At 70.5% G+C, this 23,743-nt stretch carries 22 protein-coding genes; 15 read left to right on the top strand and 7 right to left on the bottom strand.

Annotated features, from left to right (window positions below):
* Nucleotides 1-79: 79 nt before the first annotated feature.
* The 3 genes from ACH4EB_RS23440 to ACH4EB_RS23430 form a co-directional block, all read right to left on the bottom strand.
* Nucleotides 80-994 (bottom strand): LysR family transcriptional regulator, encoded by a 915-nt coding sequence (locus tag ACH4EB_RS23440; protein ID WP_398349506.1) that lies wholly within the window; start codon nucleotides 992-994, stop codon nucleotides 80-82.
* A 92-nt stretch (nucleotides 995-1,086) separates the two neighbouring features.
* Complete coding sequence (locus tag ACH4EB_RS23435; RefSeq protein ID WP_398349505.1) at nucleotides 1,087-2,022, bottom strand: type II CAAX prenyl endopeptidase Rce1 family protein; 936 nt, start codon at nucleotides 2,020-2,022, stop codon at nucleotides 1,087-1,089.
* A 165-nt stretch (nucleotides 2,023-2,187) separates the two neighbouring features.
* Complete coding sequence (locus ACH4EB_RS23430) at nucleotides 2,188-3,126, bottom strand: D-alanyl-D-alanine carboxypeptidase family protein (RefSeq protein ID WP_398349504.1); 939 nt, start codon at nucleotides 3,124-3,126, stop codon at nucleotides 2,188-2,190.
* A gap of 349 nt (nucleotides 3,127-3,475) precedes the next feature.
* On the opposite strand from ACH4EB_RS23430, the gene ACH4EB_RS23425 reads away from it, so the two are divergent.
* The 8 genes from ACH4EB_RS23425 to ACH4EB_RS23390 all read left to right on the top strand — a co-directional run bounded on the left by ACH4EB_RS23425 (nucleotide 3,476) and on the right by ACH4EB_RS23390 (nucleotide 12,439).
* Nucleotides 3,476-5,128 carry a sigma-70 family RNA polymerase sigma factor gene (locus tag ACH4EB_RS23425; RefSeq protein WP_398349503.1) on the top strand — a complete coding sequence of 551 codons (1,653 nt, stop codon included), beginning with the start codon at nucleotides 3,476-3,478 and terminating at the stop codon, nucleotides 5,126-5,128.
* A gap of 667 nt (nucleotides 5,129-5,795) precedes the next feature.
* Nucleotides 5,796-6,800 (top strand): ParB N-terminal domain-containing protein, encoded by a 1,005-nt coding sequence (locus ACH4EB_RS23420; RefSeq protein ID WP_398349502.1) that lies wholly within the window; start codon nucleotides 5,796-5,798, stop codon nucleotides 6,798-6,800.
* A gap of 56 nt (nucleotides 6,801-6,856) precedes the next feature.
* Nucleotides 6,857-7,612: a TetR/AcrR family transcriptional regulator gene (locus ACH4EB_RS23415; protein ID WP_398349501.1), complete on the top strand. Its 756-nt coding sequence runs from the start codon at nucleotides 6,857-6,859 to the stop codon at nucleotides 7,610-7,612.
* 32 nt (nucleotides 7,613-7,644) lie between these two features.
* Nucleotides 7,645-8,049 carry an ester cyclase gene (locus tag ACH4EB_RS23410; RefSeq protein ID WP_398349500.1) on the top strand — a complete coding sequence of 135 codons (405 nt, stop codon included), beginning with the start codon at nucleotides 7,645-7,647 and terminating at the stop codon, nucleotides 8,047-8,049.
* 153 nt (nucleotides 8,050-8,202) lie between these two features.
* Nucleotides 8,203-9,105: an SGNH/GDSL hydrolase family protein gene (locus ACH4EB_RS23405; RefSeq protein WP_398349499.1), complete on the top strand. Its 903-nt coding sequence runs from the start codon at nucleotides 8,203-8,205 to the stop codon at nucleotides 9,103-9,105.
* Nucleotides 9,106-9,551: 446 nt separating this feature from the next.
* Complete coding sequence (locus ACH4EB_RS23400) at nucleotides 9,552-10,814, top strand: acyltransferase family protein (protein ID WP_398349498.1); 1,263 nt, start codon at nucleotides 9,552-9,554, stop codon at nucleotides 10,812-10,814.
* 218 nt (nucleotides 10,815-11,032) lie between these two features.
* A complete protein-coding gene (locus tag ACH4EB_RS23395; protein ID WP_398349497.1) occupies nucleotides 11,033-11,617 on the top strand; it encodes a TetR/AcrR family transcriptional regulator in 585 nt (194 codons plus the stop codon).
* A 129-nt stretch (nucleotides 11,618-11,746) separates the two neighbouring features.
* Complete coding sequence (locus ACH4EB_RS23390) at nucleotides 11,747-12,439, top strand: nitroreductase (protein WP_398349496.1); 693 nt, start codon at nucleotides 11,747-11,749, stop codon at nucleotides 12,437-12,439.
* A 121-nt stretch (nucleotides 12,440-12,560) separates the two neighbouring features.
* On the opposite strand, the gene ACH4EB_RS23385 is transcribed toward ACH4EB_RS23390, so the two are convergent.
* Entirely contained in the window at nucleotides 12,561-13,103 is a 543-nt protein-coding gene (locus ACH4EB_RS23385; RefSeq protein WP_398349495.1) for a nitroreductase/quinone reductase family protein, read from the bottom strand.
* A gap of 88 nt (nucleotides 13,104-13,191) precedes the next feature.
* On the opposite strand from ACH4EB_RS23385, the gene ACH4EB_RS23380 reads away from it, so the two are divergent.
* Nucleotides 13,192-13,875: a TetR/AcrR family transcriptional regulator gene (locus ACH4EB_RS23380; RefSeq protein ID WP_398349494.1), complete on the top strand. Its 684-nt coding sequence runs from the start codon at nucleotides 13,192-13,194 to the stop codon at nucleotides 13,873-13,875.
* Nucleotides 13,876-14,110: 235 nt separating this feature from the next.
* On the opposite strand, the gene ACH4EB_RS23375 is transcribed toward ACH4EB_RS23380, so the two are convergent.
* Nucleotides 14,111-14,806, bottom strand: a complete 696-nt coding sequence (locus tag ACH4EB_RS23375; RefSeq protein WP_398349493.1) for a DUF1345 domain-containing protein — start codon at nucleotides 14,804-14,806, stop codon at nucleotides 14,111-14,113.
* A 260-nt stretch (nucleotides 14,807-15,066) separates the two neighbouring features.
* On the bottom strand, nucleotides 15,067-15,702 hold the full coding sequence (locus ACH4EB_RS23370; protein WP_398349492.1) for a MerR family transcriptional regulator: 636 nt from the start codon (nucleotides 15,700-15,702) through the stop codon (nucleotides 15,067-15,069).
* Nucleotides 15,703-15,781: 79 nt separating this feature from the next.
* Between ACH4EB_RS23370 and ACH4EB_RS23365 the strand changes: the two genes are divergently transcribed.
* Nucleotides 15,782-16,276: a DUF4188 domain-containing protein gene (locus tag ACH4EB_RS23365; protein ID WP_398349491.1), complete on the top strand. Its 495-nt coding sequence runs from the start codon at nucleotides 15,782-15,784 to the stop codon at nucleotides 16,274-16,276.
* Nucleotides 16,277-16,711: 435 nt separating this feature from the next.
* Here ACH4EB_RS23365 and ACH4EB_RS23360 read toward each other — a convergent pair whose 3' ends face one another.
* Complete coding sequence (locus tag ACH4EB_RS23360) at nucleotides 16,712-17,470, bottom strand: hypothetical protein (RefSeq protein ID WP_398349490.1); 759 nt, start codon at nucleotides 17,468-17,470, stop codon at nucleotides 16,712-16,714.
* 384 nt (nucleotides 17,471-17,854) lie between these two features.
* Between ACH4EB_RS23360 and ACH4EB_RS23355 the strand changes: the two genes are divergently transcribed.
* The 5 genes from ACH4EB_RS23355 (at nucleotide 17,855) to ACH4EB_RS23335 (ending at nucleotide 23,741) form a co-directional block, all read left to right on the top strand.
* Entirely contained in the window at nucleotides 17,855-18,805 is a 951-nt protein-coding gene (locus ACH4EB_RS23355) for a GNAT family N-acetyltransferase (RefSeq protein ID WP_398349489.1), read from the top strand.
* A 378-nt stretch (nucleotides 18,806-19,183) separates the two neighbouring features.
* Nucleotides 19,184-20,200 (top strand): DUF4073 domain-containing protein, encoded by a 1,017-nt coding sequence (locus tag ACH4EB_RS23350; protein WP_398349488.1) that lies wholly within the window; start codon nucleotides 19,184-19,186, stop codon nucleotides 20,198-20,200.
* A gap of 196 nt (nucleotides 20,201-20,396) precedes the next feature.
* The gene (locus ACH4EB_RS23345) at nucleotides 20,397-21,167 is read left to right on the top strand and encodes a DJ-1/PfpI family protein (protein ID WP_398349487.1); all 771 of its coding nucleotides are present in this window, start codon (nucleotides 20,397-20,399) and stop codon (nucleotides 21,165-21,167) included.
* 264 nt (nucleotides 21,168-21,431) lie between these two features.
* Entirely contained in the window at nucleotides 21,432-21,905 is a 474-nt protein-coding gene (locus tag ACH4EB_RS23340) for a MarR family winged helix-turn-helix transcriptional regulator (RefSeq protein WP_398349486.1), read from the top strand.
* 93 nt (nucleotides 21,906-21,998) lie between these two features.
* Nucleotides 21,999-23,741: an MFS transporter gene (locus tag ACH4EB_RS23335; protein ID WP_398349547.1), complete on the top strand. Its 1,743-nt coding sequence runs from the start codon at nucleotides 21,999-22,001 to the stop codon at nucleotides 23,739-23,741.
* Nucleotides 23,742-23,743 lie beyond the last annotated feature (2 nt).

Genomic DNA, 23,743 nt, shown 5'->3' with positions numbered 1-23,743 from the left:
AGTGGTCACGCCGTTCTTCGCGGCATTTCTTCAGGAGTGTCGAGCGCCCTTCAGCGGTGGTTCCGCCGCGGTCGCCCGGTCAGTCCGTACCGGCCGGCTCCGGCAGCGCACACTGCGCCTCCCGTACCAGGACGTGCAGGTCACCGTCCGGCTCGCCGCGGTCGCGGCGCCAGACCAGCCCGGTCGCCAGCGACGGGGAGAAATCCGCGAACGGCAACACCACATTCGCGTCGTTGCCGTAGGTATTCGCGTTGTTCTCCCGCTCCAGCAGGGTGATGCCGAACGTCGATCCGTTCGCCACCATTTCCGCGACGCTCGCATAGTCGCCGATATTCAGGGTGATTTCCTTGTGAATACCGGCGGCTTTCAGGCGTACCTTGAGCTGCTCGAAATAGGTTGGCAGGGTCCCGGGCGCGGAACACACATAGGTGTAGTCGGTGAGTTCGCTCAGGGACACCGAGGTACGCCCGCGGAAGTCGGCGGCCGGCAGTACCGCGCCCAGCGGCTCGTGCAGCAGCTCCACCACCTCGATGCCCTCGGCGTGTACGGGCAGGTGGACCAGGGCCATGGCCAGGTCGCCGCGCTGGACCGCGTTCAGGAGATTGCCGCTCTTGCCGGGCCAGCGCTTGACGTCGAACTCCTCGGCGCAGCGCTCCTCCAGCCGCGTCAGGCGCTCCCGTATCCGCGGGTGCAGCGCGGGCGGCACGCCCACGTAGACGGCACGCCGCTCGGGCCCTATCTCCCGGCGCAGCCGCCAGGGGATGTCGTCGAACCGGCCCAGCACGTCCTTCGCGATGGGCAGCAGCGTCCGGCCGGCGGGGGTGAGCGCCACGTGGTGGGAGTCCCGGTCGAAGAGTCTCTGGCCGAGTTCGCGTTCGAGATCCCGCACCCGCTGACTCAGGGGCGAGGTCGCCATATGGAGCCGGCGGGCGGCCTGGGAGAAGCTCAGGTGCTCGGCGACCGCCACGAAGTAGCGCAGGTGGAAGATCTCCATCACACGGAGCCTACTCGCCCGGGCGCGGCGGCCCCGGCACCCGGGCAGGGGCGGTGCCGCGGCGGCCGCCGGGCCCCGTCATGCCTGGCCTCCTAGCCTTCCCCGGGCCCCGCCTTCCGGTCGTACGTGGACGGACGGAGCCGCCCGGTCAGCGCGAGGAAGGCGACGAACGCGCCCGTGACGATCCAGCCGGGCCAGCCGGTCAGCCCCATGTGCAGGGGGTCCAGGGGAGCGTCCGGTGTGGCGAACACCTTGACCATGCCCACGCTCGCCGTGCTCACGAAGGTGTGGCCGAGCACCGCGGGCACCACCGATCCGGAGCGCAGCCGCAGCCAGGTGAAGACCGGCAGGATGAGCGTGCAACTGATCACCATGGCGGGTACGGACACGTACCAGGGCCGGCCGGGATACTGCCCGCCCATCAGCAGCGTGGGCAGATGCCACAGCGCGAAGGCGGCGCCGGTGCCCACGTACGCCCACACCAGGCGCGCGCCCTTGCCGTCCCCCGCCAGGCGCGGGAAGAGATAGCCCTGCCAGCCCAGTTCCTCGCCGAAGAACAGCGGCAGCGAGACCAGCATCTGGAGCAGCATGGCGGTCGCCCAGGGAGCGAGCCCGTCCCACCGCGCGCCGAGGGGGTAGTGGCCGGCCGCCGCGCCGGCGCCGAGCGCGAGGGCGGTCAGCGCCGCCGGGACCGCGAGGGCGAGCAGGCAGGAGCGTGCGGTGCGGCCGTGGGGCCGCGGCCGGCGCAGGGCGAGGACGTCCCGTATCCGCCCGGTGCGTTCCACGTACCGGACGACGATGAGCGCGGCGAGCGCCGGCGCGAACATCGCGGCCGAGATGCACACTTCTTCCAGCGCGCCCGTGCCCGACCGGGCGCTCTCCCGCTGGAAGCCCGTGACCAGAAGGGGTGTCATCGCCGCCCACATGCCCAGGTAGGCCACGGCGAGGAACACCGGCAGTCCGCGGCGGGGCGCGGTTGGAGGCGGCAGCGGCAAGGTCCGCGGGGAGTCGGTCAGCAAGTGAGTCATGGCGAGGACGCTAGAAGTGCCGTCCCGTACGGAGAATGCGGCCGTCCCCCGTCCGCGGCCTGGGGGCAGCCCCACCACGGGGCCTCGGACGCGGCCCGCCCGGCGGACGGCACGGGAAAGGGCCTGCCCCCGGCCGGGATGCCGCGGGCAGGCCCTCTCCGTGCGTCACACCTTGAAGCCGTGGTCCAGCAGCTTCTTCGCGTCGGCGGTGCGGTTGGCCACCGAGGAGGAGGCGAGGACCGTACCGATGACCGTCTTGCCCTTGCGGGTGGCGGCGAAGACCAGGCAGTACTTGGCCTCCGGGCCCGAGCCCGTCTTGACGCCGATGGTGCCGGCGTAGCTGCCGAGCAGGTTGTTGGTGTTGGTCCACGACATGTAGCGGTAGCCGCCGTTCTTCGTCGTGACCTTCTGCTTGGTGGACTTCGTGCCCACGACACTGCGGAACGTGGCGTTCTTCATCGCGCTGGAGGCCAGCTTCGTCAGATCACGCGGCGTCGAGTAGTTCGCACCGTTGCCGATGCCGTCGAACGAGTCGAAGTGCGTGTTCTTCAGACCGAGGTTCTTGGCCGCGGTGTTCATCTGGCCGATGAACGACTTCACCCGCGCCGCCCGCGTGGAGCCGCTGCCGAACTTGTCGGCCAGCGCGTACGCCGCGTCGCAGCCGGACGGGAGCATCAGCCCGTACAGGAGCTGGCGGACGGTGACCTTGTCCCCGACGATGAGCCGGGCCGACGAAGCGGTCTTGGCGACGATGTAGTCGCTGTACGCCTTGTCGACCGTGACCTTGGTGTCCAGGTTGAGCTTCTTCTGGGACAGCACCACCTGCGCCGTCATGATCTTGGTGGTGGAGCCCATGGAACGGCGGGTGTCCGCCGCCTTGCTGAAGGCGGCCTTGCCGGTGCCGTTGTTCATCGCGAAACCGCCTGCCGCGGTGATCGCGGGTGCCTTGGGCGCCGCGGCCTTCACTGCCGCGGCCTTCGCCGGGGCGGCCTGGGGCGCCGCGGCCTGGGCCGAGGCGGCGAACGTCCCGGTCAGCAGTACGGCCCCCGCGGCGGTGACGGCCGTCGCGGACAGGCGACGTACGCCCTTGATGCCAGTTTTCAACGTGTTTTCTCCAAATGCCGCTGTAGTACGGCCACATGAAAGGGTGGCTTTCTCGTGAGACGCACGAGTCACGCCGAAGGATGCACCCGTCGGGGAATTTCCGCCGATATTTCGGCCCCGCACGGGTGAGACCCTCCCGGGAGCCGTGCCTCCGCCCAGGCCATCGGCCCTCCGCGCGCACCGCCCGGCACCCCGCGCAGCCCGTACGGCATCACCGTCACCCACGCCGTATCGCCTCCCCGTCCGAATCCCGCGGACGATTGCTCGATTTCTGTTATCGGGCCCGCGCCCGCAGCATCTCCTGAGTGTGGGACGGAACAAGCCCGAGCCGAAAGAAAGTGGACAGAGCGTGAGCAGCGAACTCGACCCTGCGGTGATTGCGGCCGCGCAGGCGGGGGACGGGCAGGCCAGGGACCAGCTCGTCACCGCGTCCATGCCCCTGGTGTACAACATCGTGGGACGCGCGCTGCACGGCCACGCGGACGTGGACGACGTGGCGCAGGAGACGATGCTCCGGGCCCTCGGCAGCCTCGGCGACCTCCGCGACCCCGGCAGCTTCCGGTCCTGGCTGGTGGCCATCACGATGAACCAGATACGGGCGCACTGGCGGCAGGACCAGGCCGCGCCCGTCGACGGCGGCCTGGACGCCGCCTACGACGTCCCCGACCCCCGCGCCGACTTCGTCGGACTGACCATCGTCCGCCTCGGCCTGTCCGGACAGCGCCGGGAGGTCGCCGAAGCCACCCGCTGGCTCGACGAGGGCGACCGCGCCCTGCTGTCCCTGTGGTGGCTGGAGGCCGCCGGCGAGCTGACCCGGGCGGAGGTCGCCGCCGCGATGGAGCTGACGCCCCAGCACACGGCCGTACGGGTCCAGCGGATGAAGACCCAGCTCGAAGCCTCCCGCGTGGTCGTACGCGCCCTGTCCGCCACACCACGGTGCGTCCTGCTGGACACCGTGACCGAGCAGTGGGACGGGGAACCCTCCGCGCTGTGGCGCAAGCGCATCGCGCGGCACGCCCGTGAGTGCACCGTCTGCTCCTCCTTCTCGTCCGGGCTGGTGCCCGCCGACCGGCTGCTCGTCGGCCTGGCCCTGGTGCCGCCGGCCGCCGCGCTCGCGCCGGATGCCATGCGGACCCCGGCCCTCGCGGCCACCACCACCCAGCAGCCCGCCGGGCATACGGCGGTGGGCGGAGCGACAGCGCCCCCGGCCGCCGGCCCGGCCACGGGAGGCGGGCGCGCCCAGCTCCGCGACGCGCTGCGCGAGAACCGTCGCGTCCGCCGCCGTCGCGCCGTCACCGCGGCCGCCGTGGCCGCCGCCGCCCTCGCCACGGTGGGCGGCGCGCTCCCGCTGATCACCAGCGGGCCGGACGACGACCCCGGCGCCTCACGGGCCGCCACGGAACCCGAGTCGGCGCCCCTGGCCAGGCCCTCGGCGGCGCCTCCCACCCCTTCGCCGTCCAGGACGACCCGCAGCGCGAGCCCCACCCCGCCCTCCCCGCCCCCCTCCAAGGAGCCGCACACCCCGAGGAAGAAGCGGGCCCCCTCCGAACCGGCCGCGCCCGCGCCGCGCCCGACCTCCGCGGCCCCGGCTCCGGCCGCCGGTTCCGGAAGCGGCGGATCGGGCCTCGCCCGGCAAGTCACCGCACTGGTCAACACCGAACGCGCCAAACAGGGCTGCTCACCCGTCAGCGCCAATGACCAGCTCGTCACCGCGGCCCGGCGGCATTCCCAGGACATGGACGCCCGGAACTATTTCGACCACACCAGTCCGGACGGCACGGACCCGGGGGCTCGTATCGCGGCCGCCGGATACCGATGGAGCACCTACGGCGAGAACATCGCCAGGGGACAGCGGTCGGCCACCGAGGTGATGAAGAGCTGGATGAACAGCCCCGGCCACCGGGCGAACATCCTCAACTGCGACTTCAAGGAAATGGGCATAGGCACCCACGAAACGTCCGGCGGACCGACGTGGACGCAGGTGTTCGGCGCGCGCAACTGACCGGCCGACGCATCCGTACGGGTGAGGGGCCGACCGGCCGCCCCGCGCCCGTACGCCCGTCCCGTTCCGTCGACGTGTATGCGCCACGCGTACGGTGACTTCGCCCCGCCGCCCAGGGCGCGGACGGCCTCGGCGGAAGTCAACGGAATTCCCTTCGGACAAGCCCTGCGGAATTGTCCGGATGCGGCGCTGCCCCGCACGCTGAGCAGGCCGGACAAGTGCTGGACAAGTCCTGGTCAAAAGCCCCCTTCCGTGCCTCGGCGCACCGGCTCAGCATCAGCAGCACAACGGCACCTTCGAGCCATCGGCGTCCGGCGCGGGAAGCCGGGCGGTTCCGGCCGGAGACGCCGTACGACCACGGCCACCTGCAACGGCCCGGCTGTGGCGGCGCGGCGGCGGGACATCGGTTCGGGGACGGGCCGCCGGATTCCGGCCCGCCGCGCCGAACGGAGCCGGAGTGCGGGAGCGCATACGACGCGGACAGGCTCCGCCGCCCGGAACAGCTCTCGCTCTCCGGCTTTCCGTTTCCCGCGGCCGAAAGGCAGAAACGGTACGGCACTTACCGGTCGCACCGCCCCGCATTCCGGGGCGGGACCGGCCCACCCGTGAACCGTCCGGCGCTCCGGAATCGGAGAGCGAACGGGAAACGCGGACCGAGGAGGGGCAAGTGGAACCCGGGCAGTCGCAGGTCGACCCGCACACGGTCGTCGATGTCGAGATCAGTGCCTTGTCGGTGAGCGATTCGCCGAGGATTTCAGGGGAGGATCAGGAACACATCGAATTGCTGGCGGTCGCCGACGCGCCCCTTCCCCCCATCATCGTCCACCGCGGCACACTGCGGGTCATCGACGGCGCGCACCGGTTGCGCGCGGCCGAGCGGCGCGGCCGGACCACGATCCCCGTACGGTTCTTCGACGGCGACGACGCGGACGCCTTCGTCCTGGCCGTCGAGACCAACACCGTCCACGGACTGCCCCTGACCAAGGCGGACCGGAAGCGTGCGGCCGAGCGCATCATCGCCTCGCATCCCATCTGGTCGAACCGGATGATCGCCTCGATCGCCGGTGTGGCCCCGGCGACGGTGGCCAAGGTCCGCCGCCGGATGTCGGGCGGCGCGTCGGCCGAGCGCGGACGCGTCGGACAGGACGGCCGCTTCCGCCCGCTCGACGGCGCCGAAGGCCGCAGGCTGGCCGGCGAACTCATCGCCGAGAACCCGGACCTCTCGCTCCGGCAGATCGCGCAGCGGACCGGAATATCCCCGGAAACCGCGCGTGATGTACGCAACCGGATCCGCCGCGGCGAAGAGCCCCTGCTCACAGCGCGCGGCAAGCGTGGCGAGCAGCAGACACAAGGCCCCGGCAGGCATTCCGTACCCCGCCGGGCAGCCGGCGGTACGGTGCCCGGTATCCGGATGCCCGCGGCGGACCGGCGCCGCGTCGTGAACCGTCTCAAGGGCGATCCGGCCCTGCGCTACAGCGACACCGGCCGCACCCTGCTGCGCCTGCTCGGCATCCACACCGTCAGCCCGGAGGAGTGGGAGAAGATCACGTCCGACCTGCCCCGGGACCACCGCCGGACCATTGCCCGACTGGCTCGCGCGTACGCGGACAACTGGTCGGAGCTGGCGCAGCGCGCGGCTGAGCGCGATGCTGCCGAGTCAGTCAAGGTGTGAGGGGCCACGCCCTCCGCTCTCCGGCCCCGCTTTTCCCGCGATGCCAGACTGCTCCCGTGAGCGAGCACAGCACAGCAGGCGAGCGCCGCGGAGCAGGTACGGGACCGGGCGCGGACGGGGCGCGGGAAGCCGCTACCGGGCGGGGTACGGCGCGCCGCGGACGGCCGCCCCGGCTCTCCCGCGACCGCGTCATCGAGGCGGCCCTGGACATCGTCACCAGGGAAGGCAGCCGGGCGCTGACCATGCGCCGGGTCGCCGAGGCGTTGGGCAGCGCCCCGATGAGCATCTACCGGCACGTGCGGGACAAGGACGAACTCCTGGTCCTCCTCCTGGACCGCATCGTGACCGACCTGCCCCGGCCCGCGCTGCCCGACGAGCCCCGCGCCCGCCTTGTGGCCCTGCTGGCCTGGCAGCGCGACGAGCTGGCGGCCCGGCCCTGGATCGTGGACGTGCTGGGCCGGGGCGACCTGATGGCGCCCTCGGTCCTGTGGCTCCTGGAGGAGATCTACGCCTCATGGGCAGCCTGCGGTCTGATGCTGGCGGAGGCGGCCGTCGCCAACCGGATCGTCTGGAACTTCCTCCTCGGCGACCTCACCCAGCACGCCGACCGCCCCGGGGGCCGTTCCCCGTACCAGGTGAGCGTGCCCGCCGAGGCCGACCCCGCCCAGTACCCCACGGTGGCCGCGCTGCGCCCGTACTGGCTGTCCGCGGACCGCCGCGACCGCTTCGCCGACGACCTCGCCACGCTCGTGACCTCCCTGATCACGGCGGCGGCCGCCGGGCGGCGCCCGCAGCCGCGCGCCGGTGATTGACCCGCTGGCGTACGCGTACGCAAAATAGCTGCATGGACGCCACCGCTACGCTCTACCACCGCTGGCTCTTCGACCTGTGGCACGGCGACTTCTCCGTGGCCGAGGAGATCTTCGCCCCGGACGTCGTCGGCCACTGGCCCACGTTCGACGTCCACGGGCCGCAAGAGGTGGCCGGCCAGGTACGCCAGTCGCACGCCCACTTCAGCGACATCGAGAACACCCTGGACGTCGGCCCGATCGTCGGCGACGGCCTGGTGGCGGCGCACTGGACCTTCCACGGCACCTACCGCGGCGGCATCCCCGGCACCACCGCCCCGCCCGGCACCCGGATCTCCTTCGCCGGACAGGACATCTTCCGCGTCGCCGACGGCCGCTTCACCGAGTACTGGGTCGTCTCGGACGGCCTCGGCATGATGACGGCACTCGGCGCTCTCTGACGCCCCTCCGACAGCGGCCCCTCGTACGCCGGACACGTGCCGCGGCCCGGATTTCGGCCAGTACGTGAGAGCCGTGTGACGGGGACCCCCGCGCTCTGTGAGCGGACGATGACAGGCGCCGTCACCGCCCGGGCGCCGTGGTTGCCTCGAAGCATGCACAGCAAGCACATCGACCAGACCCCGTCCCCCGCGCGGCAGCAGACCGCCGCATCCGCCGTGTCCGCCGCCCCGGCGCGCCGCTCCAGGGGGCTCAAGAACCCGGCCGTGTCCGCCGGGGCCCTCCTCGTCGTGGGCGCGTCCCTTCTCGCCCTCACCGGCTGCGGCAACTCGGCGTCCGGCAGTGACAGCGACGACGGAGCGTCCGCCGCCGCGCCGCCCGCGGGAAACAAGGGCGGCAAGCACCTTTCGAAGCTGCTCTGGATGGGCGACTCGATCGCCGAGGCGGAGGCCCCCGCGCTCGGCGCCGCCATGAAGGCCGGCGGTGTGGAGTTCAAGTCCATCGCCTCCGCGGGCGGCGGCACGGTCGTCAAGGGAGAGGGCCCCACCGCCACCTTCGCCGACGACACCTTCAAGAGCCTCGCCAAGGCGGTCGGCTCCTTCCACCCGGACGTCATCGCCTACCAGGTCACCACCTACGACTGGGGAACGCCCGCCCAGCAGAGCAGTTCGTACGAGCACCTCGCGAAGGTCGCGAAGGACGCGGGCGCCGAACTCGTCCTCGTCTCCGCCCCGCCGTTCAAGATCGACGAGTTCTACAAGGACCACGAGTCCGCCATCAAGTCGGCGCCGAAGGCGGCCGAGGAGACGGCCGAGAAGAACGCGGATCAGGCCCGGTTCCTCGACGCCTCCGCACTGTGGGGCACCGACAGCGCCGCGGCCAAGGCACAGCGCAGCAAGGACGGCATCCACTCCTGCCAGCAGGGCTCGGCGGCGTTCGCCAACTGGCTCGGCCAGGAGCTGAGCAAGAACTACTCCTTCACACCCGCTGCTGCGGACCAGTGGGCTAAGGGTTCGTGGACCGGGGACAAGGTTTACGGGCAGCTCAAGTGCGGGTGAGTTGGTAGGTCTTCGGTTAGGGGCTCCGTCTCGGGGTGGTGGGGGCTGGGGCTGGGTGGCGTCGTGTGCGCGGTGGGTGAGGCTGTGCGGCCTCGTGTGCGTGGCTGCTGAGGCGCGTATGGGCTGTACGAGCCGTGCGGCGTCGCTCGCGTGACTGTTTTTGCTCGCGCTGTCGGCCGTACGGGGGGCTTGCGCGCGAGGCAGATGCGGACGCGGACGCGGACGCAGACGTTGGCGCCGGTGTGCCCCTGGTCCTTCGACGCCGTGCCGCCTGGCGTCGCCTCGGGCGGCAGCCCTGCGGCCACCACACCGCGCCCGGAAGGTAGCTGTTCCGTCGGCCAGCTTCCCCGCCCCGGAGCAGCCCCCAGCCGCCTCCCATTCCGGGGCGGCGCCTGCCTGCCCCTCACCCCCGCCCATCTCCCCGCTCCACCAACAAGGACCCCTACATGACGACGCCCGCGCCCGTGCCGCCCTCCCAAGTAGCCACCCGCCCCCACCGCCACCAACGCCCCCGCTCGCGCGCGACCGGCCGGCACATCGCGCCCCTGGACGGGCTGCGCGGTCTCGCGGTCCTGGGGGTGCTGCTCTTCCACGCAGGGCACTTCGGCGGCGGCTTCCTCGGTGTGGACCTCTTCTTCGTCCTGTCCGGCTTCCTCATCACCGGCCTGCTGCTCAAGGAAGCCACGCACCGGCACGGTCCGATCGACCTCGCCGCCTTCTGGGAACGCCGGGCGCGCCGCCTGCTGCCCGCGCTGACCGTGCTGATCGTCGTGGTGCTGCTCCTCGTCTGCGCGGCCGGTCCGCCGTACCTGCTGGGCTTCGCCCTGGAGGACGGGCCCTGGGCCGCTCTTCAGGCCACGAACTGGCACTACATCAGCGAGCAGGTCGGCTACTGGAACGACGGTGACACCCACGTCTTCAGCCACCTGTGGAGCATCGGGGTCGAGTGGCAGTTCTACGTTGTCTGGCCGGTGGCGGTCGCCGTCCTCGCCCGGAGACGCGCCACGCGCCGTCTCGTGCCGGTGATCGCCGCTGTCGGAGCCGTCGTCTCCGTCGTGGTCATGATCACCCTCGTGCACGGCCCCGACACCACGCGCGTGTACGAGGGCACCGACACCCGCGCCTTCTCGCTGCTGCTGGGTGCCCTGATGGCGACCGATCCGGCCCGCCGACTGCTGTCGAGGACGCCCGGCCGCCTGGCCAACCGGCTCTGCGCTGCCCTGGTATGCGGCCTTGGCGCGTACTGGTTCCTCACCGACGGGCCGAGCGCCCCCTTCCTCTTCCACGGTGGTCTCTTCCTCCACGCCCTGGCCGCGGCCCTGCTCATCGCCCTGCTCGCGCACGCCCCGGCCGGCCCCGTGGGCCGCCTCCTGGGGAGCAGGCCCCTGCGGTCGCTGGGCGCCGTCTCCTACAGCCTCTACCTCTGGCACTGGCCGCTCTACCTGCTCCTTTCCGAGGAAGTCCTCGGGTTCGGCGGCTGGGCCCGTACGGCGGTCCTCCTCGCGGCTTCGCTCGCCGCCGGGTGCCTGTCCAAGGTGCTGGTGGAGGACCCCGTACGGTTCAAGGCCCGCTGGGCCAGGGGCCGTAAGGGGGCGGCCTGCCTGGCCGCCGCGCTCGCAGCCGTAGCCGCTGTCTGCCTCCTCGTCCCCGCCCCGAACGTGGGCGCCGACGCGGTGGACCTCACCCAACTCACCACCGGCTCCAACTGACCGCAACACCGGCCGCGGCACCCACCCGCCCCTTCTCCCTTTCCGCCTGCCGGCCGCCCGCCACCGCGGCCCTCGAACCGTTCATCCGCTCAAGTCGCCCGGACGCCTCCGCATTTCGGTTTCTCATTCCCCGATTGACGTCCTGCGTACCGATCGGTACTGTCACCCAACGTACCGATCGGTACGCCTGGTGTCGTCCACCGTGAACCGGAGCCCCGATGGCAGATGAACAGCAACGTTGCTCGCCGGCCGGTCAGCGCGTATGGGAGACCGCGTGCGACCTCTTCTATCGGGAAGGAATCCGTTCGGCGGGGGTGGCCGAGATCGCGGAGCGATCGGGCGTCGGAAAACCCAGCATCTACCGCAACTTCGAGTCCAAGGACGGCCTCGCGCTGGCTTACGTGAAAGCGAAGGCCGTCCCCCCGCGCGTCTGGCTGGAATCGGCCCGCGCCGCCTGTCCGGACGACCCGCTGGCACAACTCCGGCACGTCATCGCCGACATCGCCGACCAGATCCGCGAGCCCGGCTATCGAGGCTGTGCCCTGGTGAACGCGTCCGTCGAATTCCCCGACCGCAGCCATCCGGTACGGAGCGCCGTCGACGAGCTGAAAGCCGAATACCTCGAACTGCTGACGGACCTCGTCTCACAGTTGCCCGTGCGTGACCACCGGACGCTGGGATACATGCTCCAGATGCTGGTGGAAGGCGCCAGCGTCACCACCCAGATCTACGCGGCCGAGAAATCCGCCACCGCGCTGAAAGAAGCGGCCGACCGCCTCATCGACTCCTTCCTGGAGCAGTAGTCGCCAACGGCTGCCTTTTCACGCCACCACCTGCCTACTTGCCGGCCTACCGGCCTACCGGCCGCGGACACCCACATACCCCACGCCCCCAGACACACTCGCACTCGCCCCCTTGCGAAACGAGAACTCATGACTACCCCCACCCTCCTGCCCGACCACGCCGAGAAACTGATACGCGCTCGCCGTGCGACCCGTGCGTTCACGCCTGACGCCGTACCCGAAGACACCATGCGTGCCGTCTTCACCCTGGCCGGCGCGGCTCCGTCCAACTCCAACACGCAGCCCTGGAACGTCGAAGTGGTCAGCGGTGCGGCCAGGGACCGGCTGAGCGCGGACCTGATCGCCGCGCACGGCGAGAAGCGCATGTCACTGGATTTCCCTTACCGCGACGACCTGTACACCGGCGCGTACGCGCAGCGGCGCCACGAAGCGGGCGCCGCGATGTACGGCGCCCTGGGCATCGGCCGCGACGACCACGAAGAGCGCGAGGCGTTCACCGCCGAGAGCCTTGATTTCTACGGCGCTCCGCATGTCGCGCTGCTGTTCCTGCCGCCCAACGCCGAAGAACGCATGGCCGCCGATCTCGGCATGTACGGGCAGACGCTGCTACTGGCCATGACGGCGTACGGTATCGCTAGCTGCCCGCAGGGCCTCCTGAGCTTCTACGCCGACACCATCCGCGATTCCTTGGGTATTCATCGGATCAGCAACAACAAGCTACTGTTCGGCATCTCCTTCGGTTACGCGGACACCTCCGCGCCGATCAACAACATCACCGTCCCCCGCGCCGCTCTGCACCAGACCACCCGCTTCCACTCCTGAAGCTTCCGCTCCTAAGGCAGTCCCGTTACGGCTGACCTTGTTGTCGTGATTCAGCCGTGCCTGGTCTGACGGAAGGAGGAGTGCGACACCTTCCGCCGTAAGTTCGCGGCCCGCATTGAGGTCATTTCTCGGGGAGGGGCGAGATGACGGTCCGTGCCTGGACACGTTCCAACACGACGACGGGGATCTGCCTGCCTGCGGCTGCCTCGAACTCGGCGAACTTCGGGACGAGCGCCACCTCTTTCGCCCAGAGCCGCGCACGCTCCGCGCCCTCAGCGAGCCGAGCCACGACCGCCACTCTCTCCGTACCCGCTTCGACTGTGGCCTGCGGATTGGCCATGAGATTCCGGTACCAGACCGGATGACGCGGGCTGCCGCCGTGGGTTCCGAAGACGGCCCAGGCATCGCCAACCGGCTGGTAGAACAACGGGTTGATCCGCTCGCGCCCGGACTCGGCCCCGATGTGGTGCACCAAGATCAGCGGCATGCCTCGCTCGTCGAACCCGGGGATCCGTGGCGGAACGGGGCGCCCCGCAGCGAACTCTTCTTCGCTGCTCCACGCCACGTACCCGGCGTTCGCCCGGAACTCGGCGATGATCCGGGCGTTCCAGTCGACGGCAGGGGTCCTGGCCCCGGTTGTGGTGATCATGGGCGGGTCGGGCATGGCATCTCCTCCACTGTCCGGAGCACTTGCTCCTGAAAGTAGCACGGAGCGGAGCGGGTGCTCCGTATAAGGCGTTAGGCTCGAACGCATGGCAGTGGAGGAACCGGAAGGCAGCGCCCGACGCCGCGCTCCGCGCGTGGACGCGATCCGCAACCGAGAAGCGATCGTCGAAGCCGCCTCGGCAGTGCTGGCCGAACAGGGCACCGCGGTGGACGTACGCGAGATCGCCCGCCGCAGTGGGGTGGGCATGGGCACCCTCTACCGGCACTTCCCGAAGAAGGAAGACCTCGTCCACACGGTCCTGCGCAAGGACTTCTCGCAATGGGCGGTGTCCGCGCGTCAGGCGGCCATCGATGCCGGGGACCCCTGGGCGGCACTGACCGGCTTCTACCAGCAGGCCCTGACCGGCTACGCACGCCACCGCGCGATCATGGAGAACTTCGCGCTGACCTGGACGGCCCCCGATCTGGAGGGCCTCCAGCAACTGCGCCTGGTCATCGAGCAACTGTGCGCCGGCGCCACGGGCCTGCTGCGCCCCGACGTGACCACCGACGACCTGCTGCTCCTGCTGGTCTCGCTGGGCCACGCCGTCCAGCTCACCGACAACTGCCGTCCGGAGATGTGGCACAGACTCCTGCGCATCTCCTTCGACGGCCTCCGCGCCGACCACCACGAACCCCTCCCCGCCGACACCGCGTCCATCACCCACCCGCCGGGCCCGGACCGGGAACTCCGATCAAGCAAGCCTTCTCAGCCTGCGGCGAGTTCCTGACACGTACACAGTCCGGATCGCGAAGACGCTGTGTTGTGCGGCCCTGTCTCTTCCCGGCACTCGCACACCGTGCACTCCCAGGGAGTTTCGTCCCGTAGTACTCGACGTACTCAGCCGCGTCCCGCCTCCAGAAGGAGCTGCCGTCACTGCGCATCGCGGGTCCCGCCGGGCCGGCGCATTGCCTCTCGGGAACGTCCGGTCGGGGGTCGACTGCCTCGCGGCTCGTACCAGGGTGCTATCTGCCGCTCAGCGCGGATACCAGGCTTGCCACCGTGACGGTGTTGAAGACGAAGGCGATGACGGTATTCGCCGCCACCGTCCGGCGCATTTCCCGTGAGGTCACGTTGACGTCGGTGGTGCCGAAGGTTGTCATCGCCGACAAGGCGAAGTAGACGTAATCGGCCCAGGCCGGGGGCTGTCCTCCGGGTCCGGGGAAGTCGAGAGCCTGCTCGTTTTCCACGAGGTTGTCGGCTTGGAAGGTGACGGCAAAGGCCACGACCACGCAGATCCAGGCGATGACGACGAGGGTGAGAGCCATCAGCGTGCGCGGCAGTGCGGAGAACGAGGTGCTGATGTGGCCGGGAAGCCATACCACCGCCACCACCAGCGCGGCCGCCGCGATGAAAAGCGACACGCCTGGTCCGGGGGCGGTCCCGAGAATGTAGCGCTGCATGAACGTGCCGCGGGCCTCGCGATGCGCCCAGGAGCGAATCCGTTCCGGAGGGGTGACCATGAAAGCGGTCAAGGTGATCGCGAGGTAGGGGAGCAGGTAGGCGAAAAGTACGAGCACGCCGACATCCATCGCCGAGATCCGCACCACGCTGTCGTGGGGAAGGATCACTGCCGCGCACACCGCGATGGCCAGGCCCACCGCCGTTCGGCGCCCTTCGGAAAGCCAACGATGCACAGACGGGCCTCTCTGGACGGTCATCGTGTGACGGGGCGGCGCTGAATGGAAAGGTCCCGACTGATGGTAGGAGGGCTTTGGTTCTTGGGAGGCGGCTTTCGGGGCGTGTCTACGGTTGTGTCGGAGTTGTTTTCGGGCCCGGGTGCCACCGGTCTGGTAAAGGCTTGAAGCGGCTGGTGTGCGGCCACCGATCACAGTGACATCAGATGAGTTGGTGAGATGCGGAACCGGCGAACAAGCGGCAAGGGGACGCCGGCGCGTTCTTCTCCTGGGGCGGAGATGTCTCAGAACCGCCGGGCCGATTCCTCCGCGTGGGCCATGCGCCGCAGGCTCAGTAGTACCGGTTCGTAGAGCACCGTGAGTGCGACGGCCGCCTCGATCTGCCCGGTCGGGGTCGGCTGTTCCTCGACCATGTCCAGGTCGGTGACTGCCAGTTGCGCTGCGAGCTGCCCGTACGGCAGCAATTGCTCGGTGTCGCAGGGGTAGCCGAGCCGGGCCAGCGCGGCGACCGAGTCGATGAGCCGCCGGTGGGCGGGGTTGAGCATGTCCAGGCCGGTGCTGGAGGACCAGCCCAGCCGTTCCAGCAGTGCCTCCACCGAGCTGCGGGCGGTCTCCACCGCCGGGTCGTCCTTGGCCGGCACCTCGGTGCAGGGCAGCGCCCGGGTCGCCGCGCCCAGCCGCAGGTGATGGTCCATCGACTCGTCCTCCGCGGCGGCGATCACCTCGCGCGCGGCGGCCACCGGAACCCCGCCGATCTGGATCAGCGCCCGCACCAGGCGCAGTCGCCGGAGGTGGTCCTCGCCGTACTCGGCCTGGGTGGCGGAGATCCGGCGTCCGGGCTGGAGGAGTCCTTCGCGCAGGTAGTACTTGATCGTGGCGGTGGACACACCACTGCGCTCGCTCAGTTCCGCCAGCCGCATGCTCTTGCACCTTCTTCTTGGATAGTGCCACCATGCAAGCATGGATAGCGCCGCTATCCAATAGGAGATGGGGAATCTCATGGGCTTTGCATCGATATCCCAACGACGGGTCACGGCCGCGGCGGAGGGCGACGTGGTCGTCTTCCTCATCGGCATGCGGATCAACCGTTGGCGGGCCGTACGCCACTGGCTGCCGGCCTTGGTCGCGATGCCGCGCATGCTCAAGGAACTCTCGCGGGACGGCGACAGCGGGCTGCTGGGGCACCGGGGGCTGGGCGGCGGTCCCCGCGTGTTCACCGTCGCGCAGTACTGGGAGTCGAGCGAGAAGCTGCTCGCCTACGCCTCCGACCGGGCCGGACAGCATCGGCCCGCGTGGGCGGCGTTCAACCGGCGGGTGCGGGGCAGCAAGGGCGGCGTGGGGATCTGGCACGAGACGTACATCGTCCCGGCGGGTTCGTACGAGTCGGTCTACATCGACATGCCGCCGACCGGCCTGGCTGCGGCATGGGGAGTCGAGCCCGTGGGCCGGCGCGGGGAGCGGGCGGCGCAGCGGCTGGCGAGCGGGACTGTTTAGGGGGCGGTGGGCGCAGGCGGGGTGACGAAGGTATGTGCGTCAGCCCCAGGAGGTGGCGGACACGGTGCGGCGGCTTCGGCGAGGTGCCGGAAGTGGTTGGGCTGCGACTTCCCGAGCAGGGCCGGGCCGGGGCTGGCCGCGGAGTGCGGGGTGGTCGGCGACGAGGTGACCGCTGTGAGCGGCGGACCGGGCTGGTGCCATCACCGGCACCCGTCCGTCGCCAGCCCGGACCAGCCGGACTCGTTCATCTTCCTCAAGGAACGAGCCCGGCCGATCCTGCCCCGCTGCCCCGCCGTCCAGGACGCCATGCGCGGTACCGCCTGCGCTCGGCCGGGTTGGCTCACCGCAGTCGTCGCCGGTCGTGGGCGTTGACCGCGGGCCACGGCCCGGGAACCGGAACTCGGGTCGAATGGTCCAGACGGAAGGCGAAACCGCTCAGGCCAGCGGGAAACTCTTGACGCTGGACAGCAGCGGGACGAGCACGTAGTCCCCGTTGCCGGAGCCGCACACCGGCCTGGTGTCGGCGGTGTTGGAGACCTTCGTCCCGGTCGTGTACCTGTTGTCGGGGGCCGGTACGACTGACGTCAGGTGGCTGGCGAGCCGTTGCGAGTAGTACACGCACTGGTGCACGTTCAGGTAGCGGCCCGCGCTCAGGTCCAGCGCCTTGACGCCCGAGAGCCCCGGATTGGGCACGTGGTTGCCGTTGCCGGGACCGCACGTCACGTTGGTGGCAGGGGTGTTGGAGACGTTCGTCCCTGTCGCGTACCGGCCGTCGCCGCTCGGCGTGACGAAGCTCGTGAAACGGTCGGTGCTCGCGCTGCGGTAGTAGTCGCACTGGTGCAGGTTGAGATAGCGGCCCGCGCTCAGATTCAGTGCCGTGGCGCCCGCCAGCAGCGGGATGGGTACGTGGTTGCCGTTTCCGGGGCCGCACCTGGGCTGGGTGTCCGGGGTGCTGGAGAGTTGGGTGCCGGTGGAGTACCGGCCGTCGCCGCTCGGCGTGAGCACCGTCGTGAAGTGGTCGTCGAGCGAACTCGCGTAGTACGCGCACTGCTGCAAGTTCAGATAGCCGGAGGCTGCCACCTCGGCCACCCGGTCCTGCGCCGGAGCCGGCGCGGCCGTGGCCGTTGCGGTCCACGCACCGGCGGCCATGGCGAGCACCAGCCGCCAGGGGCGACTGATCGTCCTTCGCGTCATCTCGAATGCCATCCATCCTGTGGAAGTCTTTGTTCCAGGCATGTCCCGCGGTCCGCCACGACGTTCCCAGAGTGATCTACACACTGGTATCCCTCGAATCAGCGATTGCGGACGCCCAGCGGACACGGCTACGGCGTCGGGGCCATCACACGCCCTCCAGCAGCCACGCGCCCCATCACAGCCACGCGCCCTGCTACACACGCCTCCCTCCAGCACCCACACGCCCCCCTCCAGCACCCACACGCCCCCCTCCAGCACCCACGCGCCTATCCGGCAGCCATGCGCCCTCCGGCGCGCTCACCCCCTCCGGCGCCCCCTCCGAACAGATCGGGCGCCGAAGAAAAGCCCGTGGCGGTCGCCTCCCCTTCGTCGGAGAATCGACGGATGACCTCGCCTCTCACCCCACCGCCCGGCCTGACCGTGCGCCCGGCCACGTTCGCCGACGCGGCGGCGGTGTGCGCGCTGCTCAATGAGATCGACGTGCTGGAGGTCGGCCGTGCCGACACCGACCTGAGCGAGGTACAGGCGGACCTCAAGCACCCCGAGGCGGACCTGGAACGCGACTCCTGGCTGATGTACGACGCCGGGCGGTTGATCGCGTACGGCCTGCTCTGGGACGAGTCCGGCGGCGAGCGCATCGACATGGACCACTACGTCCTGCCCGGCAGACTGCCGGGTGCCCTGCATCTGTACGACCTGATGGAGGCGCGGGCCGTGGAACGGGCAGCCGCCAACGGAGCGGCGCGAGCGGTGATCCATCTGCACCTCAACACCGCGCCCACCATGGACCTCGACGCGCTCCGGGGACGGGGCTGGCGCACGGTGCGTCGCCACAACGTACTGAAGCGGGCCCTTTCCGCCGCCGACCGGCTGCCGGTCCCGCCGCCCGGGGTGACTCTGCGGTCCTGCCGTACCGAGGCCGACCGCCGGTGCGCCCACGCGCTGCTCCAGGAGACGTTCGCCGGTCACTTCGACTTCCAGCCCCGGACGTACGGACAGTGGCTGGACGACATCGACGCCGAGCGCGCGGACTGGTCACTGATATGGATCGCGCAGGTGGACGGCATCGGCGACGCCGCCGTGCTGCGCACGCACGACGCCCGCGCCTCCATGGCCTGGATCGCCCACCTCGGTGTCCTGGCCGGGGCCCGCGGCCGTGGTCTCGGCAGCTACCTCCTGCGCCACGCCTTCGGCCACTACGCGGCGCGGGGCCGCGACCTCATAGGCCTCGGCGTCGACACCGACAACAGCAGCGGTGCGCTCGCTCTTTACGAGCGGCACGGCATGGCCTTGGATTTCGCCGTCGACACCTGGGAGCTGATCCGTCCCGTCTGAGCGGCCCCGTCCCGACGGGCGGCTGGGCCGCGACGCGCGCCAGGAACCGAGAGCAACCGTGCGGCGCCGCCCCCATCATGCGAAGACGTGTGGACGCGGCCGGCGCCGGTTGTCTGGTGGCCTTCGTGGCGGCCGGTGTGGGATGTGGGATTCGGGGGGTTGCACGACGCCCGCGCCGGCCTCGGGGCGGGCAGCACGTCGGTCTGATCAAGGCCGTGGCTCAGGGCGGGGGTGGCTCAGGGCGGGCGTGCCTCGCGCATGTTCACGCCCCGCACACGTACGCGCCCCCTCTCCGTAGGCCGGAGTGCACCGCGCACCGTGATCTTCACCAACAGTAGGAGGGCCCCCTCCGTACAGCGCACGTACCCGGAGCCGCACATGGACCGCAGATCCCTTCTCGCCGCGGGCGGAGGCGCCCTGGCAGCCGCCGTGAGCGCCCCGCAGGCCCACGCCGCCACGGCCGAAACCCCCGGCCGGGGGCGTGGCCGGGGCACCGTACGGTTCAACGTCATCAGCGACATCCAAGGGGACCTGCGCGACTTCGGCCGGGCCCTGGACGACATGGCGGCCGTCAACCCGCACAGCGCCGGCCTGGCCATCGCGGGCGACATCACGCCGCGCGGCTACGACGCCGAGTACGCGCAGGTCAGTGCCGAACTGACCCGCCACTCCCACCCGCGCGACGTGGCCTGGGCGATCGGCAACCACGAGTTCTACGTACCGAAGTGGCGCGACCCCGGCACTCTGTCCCAGGACACTTGGCCCAACCACACATCAGAGGACTCCCTCTTCCACAGCTTCTACCGCTTCGCCCGGCGCGGCACGGTCCACGCGGAGACCTCCTTCGCAGGCATCCCCGTCCTGACCCTCGGCACCGAACGGTACGCGCACTACCACGACCCCGAACTCTGGGACGAGGTCTGGCTCAGCGACGCGCAGTTCGCGTGGCTGGAAGACCGTCTGTGGTACTGGTCGCGCCACCGCGAGCCCGTCATGGTGATCACACATCACCCGCTGCCCAACACGGTCTCCGGCACCCGCAACAAGCTCTACGCGAGCGACTATCTCCAGGCCGACCGGCTCCTGGGCCTGCTCGGCCGGCACCCGGACGTCTTCCTCTTCAGCGGCCACACCCACTGGGACCTGGAGCTGCCCGACTGGGTGGTACGTCGTGTCGTGCCCGGCACCGCGAATCCGAGCGGCTTCACGGTGGTCAACACCGGCGCCATCCAGACGGGGTACCGGGATGACGGCAAGGGTGGCGAAGTCTCCGTCGGCGGAACCTTCAACCAGGGCCTCCAGGTCGAGGTACGCCGGGAAGCGGTCGTCATCAGGGCCCGCGACTTCGCCCGCCGGGCTTGGCTGAAGGAGATCACCGTACCGCTGGCGCGCTGAGGCCCCGTCAGGCCCGGCTCCGCGCCCTACACCCGGTGCCCGCCACGCTGCGGCGGGGGCAGCCGGGTAGCCGGACAGCCGGGCTGCCGGAGTGTCCGGACACACCTATGCGAGTGGCTGATTCCGCTCTCGCCTCACGCAAAGCTTACAGCCAGGCTGTTAGCCTGCCTGTAAGTTTCGTCGAGGAGGGTCAGCCGTGACATCGCAACGCCCGACACCTGAACGACCGACACGGGAACACCCGGCATCCGGGCACCCCGCATCCGAACGCCGCGAACTCGACATCGCCATCCTGGTGTGCCCCGGCTACATGCCGGTCGACATCATCGGCTTCCACACCGCCTTCGGCCTGCAACCGGGTGTGAACCTGCACCTCGTCTGGAAGAACCGCGACGAGATCGTCGGCATGCCGCACTTCCCCACCCGTGCGACGACCACCTTCGAGGACTGCCCCGCCGACCTCGACGTCCTGTACGCCGGGGCCGTGCCGGCGGAGATCCTTGAGGACGAGGAGGTGCTCGCCTTCCTCGCCGACCGGGGGAGCCGGGCGACCTGGGTGGCCGGAGTGTGTGCGGGGTCGCTGCTGCTGGGCGCGGCGGGCCTCCTGCTCGGATACCGCGCGACGACCAACTTCCAGCTCCACGGGCACCTCGCGCACTACGGGGCCGTACCGGCGCGAGGCAACGTGGTGGAGGACCGCAACCGGATCACCGCCGGCCCGGCGACCGGCAGTTTCGAGATCGCGCTACGGCTCCTCCAGGCGTTCTTCGGTGATGACGTCGCGCGGGATTCCGAACTCATGATGGAGTACGCGCCCCGGCCCCTGTTCGGCGTGGGCACCCCGGAACTCGCCGGCCCCGAACGCACCGAAAAGCTCCTCGCCACGACCGCCGGCATGAGCGCCGCCTTCGAACGGGTCGCGAAACGGGCGGCCGAGCGGCTCGGCGTCCGCGCCGAATCGGCCTGACCGTATGTGAGGGGGCGCGCCCTGTGATGCCGGGGAAGGGTGCGCCCTGCGGAGCCGGACGGAAGGCGCGCCCCGCGGAGCCGGGCCCGGAGGGCGAGGGCGTGCCCCTGCGAAGCCGGACGGAGGGCGCGCCCCGTTGCGGACGTGCGGAACCTGACCTCGTCGTGGGGGCGACCGGTCGCGGAGCGGCGGAAGGAACGCTCCCTCGGCCCCGTCCCGGGCACGTTTTGACATAGGTATGCCCTCATACCTAAACTCTCTCGTATGTCCGCCTCCCGTGCGTCCGACCAGGACACCCGCCGCATCGCCTCCGGGCTCGCGGCCGTCCTGCCCGCACTGCACCGGGCGCTGGACCGGCGGATCATCCAGGACCTCCCGTTCCCGCGGCTGCCCGAGAGCCAGCTCGCGCTGTTGCGGCACGTCGCCGAACACGACGGCGTCACCGTGCGCGCGGCAGCCGACGCGCTGCTCATCAAGCCCAACAACGTGAGCGCCCTGGTCACCCAGTTGGCCGCCCAAGGGCTCCTGGAGCGCAAGCAGGACGCGGCCGACAAGCGCGTGGCGCACCTGCACCTGACGGCGAAGGCCCGGCGCCAGGTCGCCGAGGTCGGCCATCTCGTGGACGGCTACCTCGTCGAGGCGCTGCACGCCCTCACCGACGGGGATCTCGACGCCATCGGGTCCGCTCTCGGCGCCCTCCAGGGACTGGCGCAGCGGATCCACGCCGCGACGGACTGAGGTCCGGCCGACGGCGGGCAGCAACGCCGTATGTCCAGCCGTACTCCCATCGGCACTCCGTACGTCCCACCCTCGAAGAAGCAAGGCATCTCCATGTCCTCCTCCGTCATGGGTCACTCACCCATGCCCACGCACGCTCCACCCGCGCCGGAACCGGCCCGTGGCCGGCGCGGCCACCCCTGGCTGACGCTCATCGCGGTCGCCTTCGGGCTGTTCATGGTCGGCCTGGACGGCTCGGTCGTCTCGATCGCGAACCCGGAGATCGGCCGGGACCTGAACGCCTCCACCGCCGACCTGCAGTGGGTCACCAACTCCTACCTGCTGGCCCTGGCCGCCACGCTGATCCTCGGCGGCAAGCTCGGTGACCGGTTCGGCCGGCGCACCTACTACCTGATCGGCGTCGCCGGCTTCGCGCTCGCCTCCGTCGCCATCGGTCTGTCCAGCTCGATCGAGGGCGTCATCGCCTTCCGCGCGGTGCAGGGCTTCTTCGGCGCGCTGCTCATGCCCAACACCCTGGGCCTGCTGCGCGCGGCGTTCCCGCCGAAGAAGTTCGGTATGGCGGTGGGCATCTGGGCGATGGTGTCGTCCGTGTCCACGGCGCTCGGGCCGATCGTCGGCGGCCTGCTGGTCGAGCACGTCACCTGGGAGTCCGTCTTCTACATCAACGCTCCCATCGGCGTCGTGGCCCTGGCGTTCAGCGCGTTCGTCCTGCCGCAGAGCAAGAGCCCGGCAGGCCGGCACCGCTTCGACATACCGGGCGTGATTCTCCTCGCACTCGGCCTGCTCCTCATCGTCTTCGGCGTCGTCAAGGGAGAGGCATGGGGGTGGAGTTCGGGTTCGACTCTCGGCGTGCTCGCGGCGGGCATCGTTGTTCTGCTGGGGTTCGGCTGGTACGAGGCGCGCCTGGAACGCCCTTCCCCGAAATCCACGAACTCCCCGGCCCTCCCGAACTCCCCAACCCCCTCGGACCTGCCGAACTCCCCGGACTCCCCGAACTCCCCGGACTCCTCGGGCGTTGCGAACTCCCGGGACGGCTCGGGCGCGGAGCACCGGGGGTACCCCATCCTGCCGATGCGGTTGTTCCGCAACCCCGCGCTGACCATCGGCACGGTCATCACCGCCGTCAACTTCTTCGTCCTGCTCGGCGTGATCTTCTTCGTCATGCTCTACCTGCAGAACGTCCGCGGCTTCACGCCCGTGGAGGCCGGTGTACGCACCCTGCCGCTGAGCCTGGCCTCCGTCGTCGCCTCGCCGCTGGGGGCGAAGCTCACCGAGCGGTTCGGTGCCCGGCTGACCATGCCGTTGGGCATGGCGCTACAGGCAGGAGCCTCCTTCGGCATGCTCGGCTGGGGTGTGCACTCCTCGTACGCCGCGATGTGGCCGCCGTTCATCGCGCTCGGCCTCGGTGTGGGCATGGTGATGGCCGCCTCCTCCGACGCGATCGTCGGCAACGCGCCGGTCAGCGACGCGGGGGTGGCCGGTGGTCTTCAGGCCACGGCGCTGCAGGTCGGTGGCGCGCTGGGCACCTCCGTCCTGATGTCCCTGATCAGCGGCAGGGTCGGCTCCACCCTGACGAACGAGCTGACCTCGACCGGGGTTCCCGCTCCCATGGCCGCGCGCCTGCACGAAGCCAAGGACGCGGTCGCCATGGGTGTGTCGCCGGTCGGTGACGGCATGCCGTACCAGCTCAAGTCCGCGGTCGTCGAGGGCAGCGGTCAGGCGTTCATCAACGGGGTGCATGCCGCGGCCCTCGTCACCGGGGTCCTGTGCGTGCTCGGCGCGGTGCTCGCCGCGACCGGTGTCCGACGCAACCCGCAGGCTTCCGCCGAACACTGAGA

The sequence above is a fragment of the Streptomyces sp. NPDC018045 genome (assembly GCF_044327445.1).
Classification (GTDB): Bacteria; Actinomycetota; Actinomycetes; order Streptomycetales; family Streptomycetaceae; genus Streptomyces.
The sequence above is the reverse complement of the archived record's forward strand: the minus strand, read 5'-3'. Positions and strand labels throughout refer to the sequence as shown.

Coding starts and splice junctions, on each gene's coding strand:
- ACH4EB_RS23440 (WP_398349506.1), bottom strand. CDS start 994: ATGGAGATCTTCCACCTGCGCTACTTCGTGGCGGTCGCCGAGCACCTG.
- ACH4EB_RS23435 (WP_398349505.1), bottom strand. CDS start 2,022: ATGACTCACTTGCTGACCGACTCCCCGCGGACCTTGCCGCTGCCGCCT.
- ACH4EB_RS23410 (WP_398349500.1), top strand. CDS start 7,645: ATGGACGCCACCGCTACGCTCTACCACCGCTGGCTCTTCGACCTGTGG.
- ACH4EB_RS23405 (WP_398349499.1), top strand. CDS start 8,203: ATGCACAGCAAGCACATCGACCAGACCCCGTCCCCCGCGCGGCAGCAG.
- ACH4EB_RS23400 (WP_398349498.1), top strand. CDS start 9,552: ATGACGACGCCCGCGCCCGTGCCGCCCTCCCAAGTAGCCACCCGCCCC.
- ACH4EB_RS23395 (WP_398349497.1), top strand. CDS start 11,033: ATGGCAGATGAACAGCAACGTTGCTCGCCGGCCGGTCAGCGCGTATGG.
- ACH4EB_RS23390 (WP_398349496.1), top strand. CDS start 11,747: ATGACTACCCCCACCCTCCTGCCCGACCACGCCGAGAAACTGATACGC.
- ACH4EB_RS23385 (WP_398349495.1), bottom strand. CDS start 13,103: ATGCCCGACCCGCCCATGATCACCACAACCGGGGCCAGGACCCCTGCC.
- ACH4EB_RS23380 (WP_398349494.1), top strand. CDS start 13,192: ATGGCAGTGGAGGAACCGGAAGGCAGCGCCCGACGCCGCGCTCCGCGC.
- ACH4EB_RS23375 (WP_398349493.1), bottom strand. CDS start 14,806: ATGACCGTCCAGAGAGGCCCGTCTGTGCATCGTTGGCTTTCCGAAGGG.
- ACH4EB_RS23370 (WP_398349492.1), bottom strand. CDS start 15,702: ATGCGGCTGGCGGAACTGAGCGAGCGCAGTGGTGTGTCCACCGCCACG.
- ACH4EB_RS23365 (WP_398349491.1), top strand. CDS start 15,782: ATGGGCTTTGCATCGATATCCCAACGACGGGTCACGGCCGCGGCGGAG.
- ACH4EB_RS23360 (WP_398349490.1), bottom strand. CDS start 17,470: ATGACGCGAAGGACGATCAGTCGCCCCTGGCGGCTGGTGCTCGCCATG.
- ACH4EB_RS23355 (WP_398349489.1), top strand. CDS start 17,855: ATGACCTCGCCTCTCACCCCACCGCCCGGCCTGACCGTGCGCCCGGCC.
- ACH4EB_RS23350 (WP_398349488.1), top strand. CDS start 19,184: ATGGACCGCAGATCCCTTCTCGCCGCGGGCGGAGGCGCCCTGGCAGCC.
- ACH4EB_RS23340 (WP_398349486.1), top strand. CDS start 21,432: ATGTCCGCCTCCCGTGCGTCCGACCAGGACACCCGCCGCATCGCCTCC.
- ACH4EB_RS23335 (WP_398349547.1), top strand. CDS start 21,999: ATGTCCTCCTCCGTCATGGGTCACTCACCCATGCCCACGCACGCTCCA.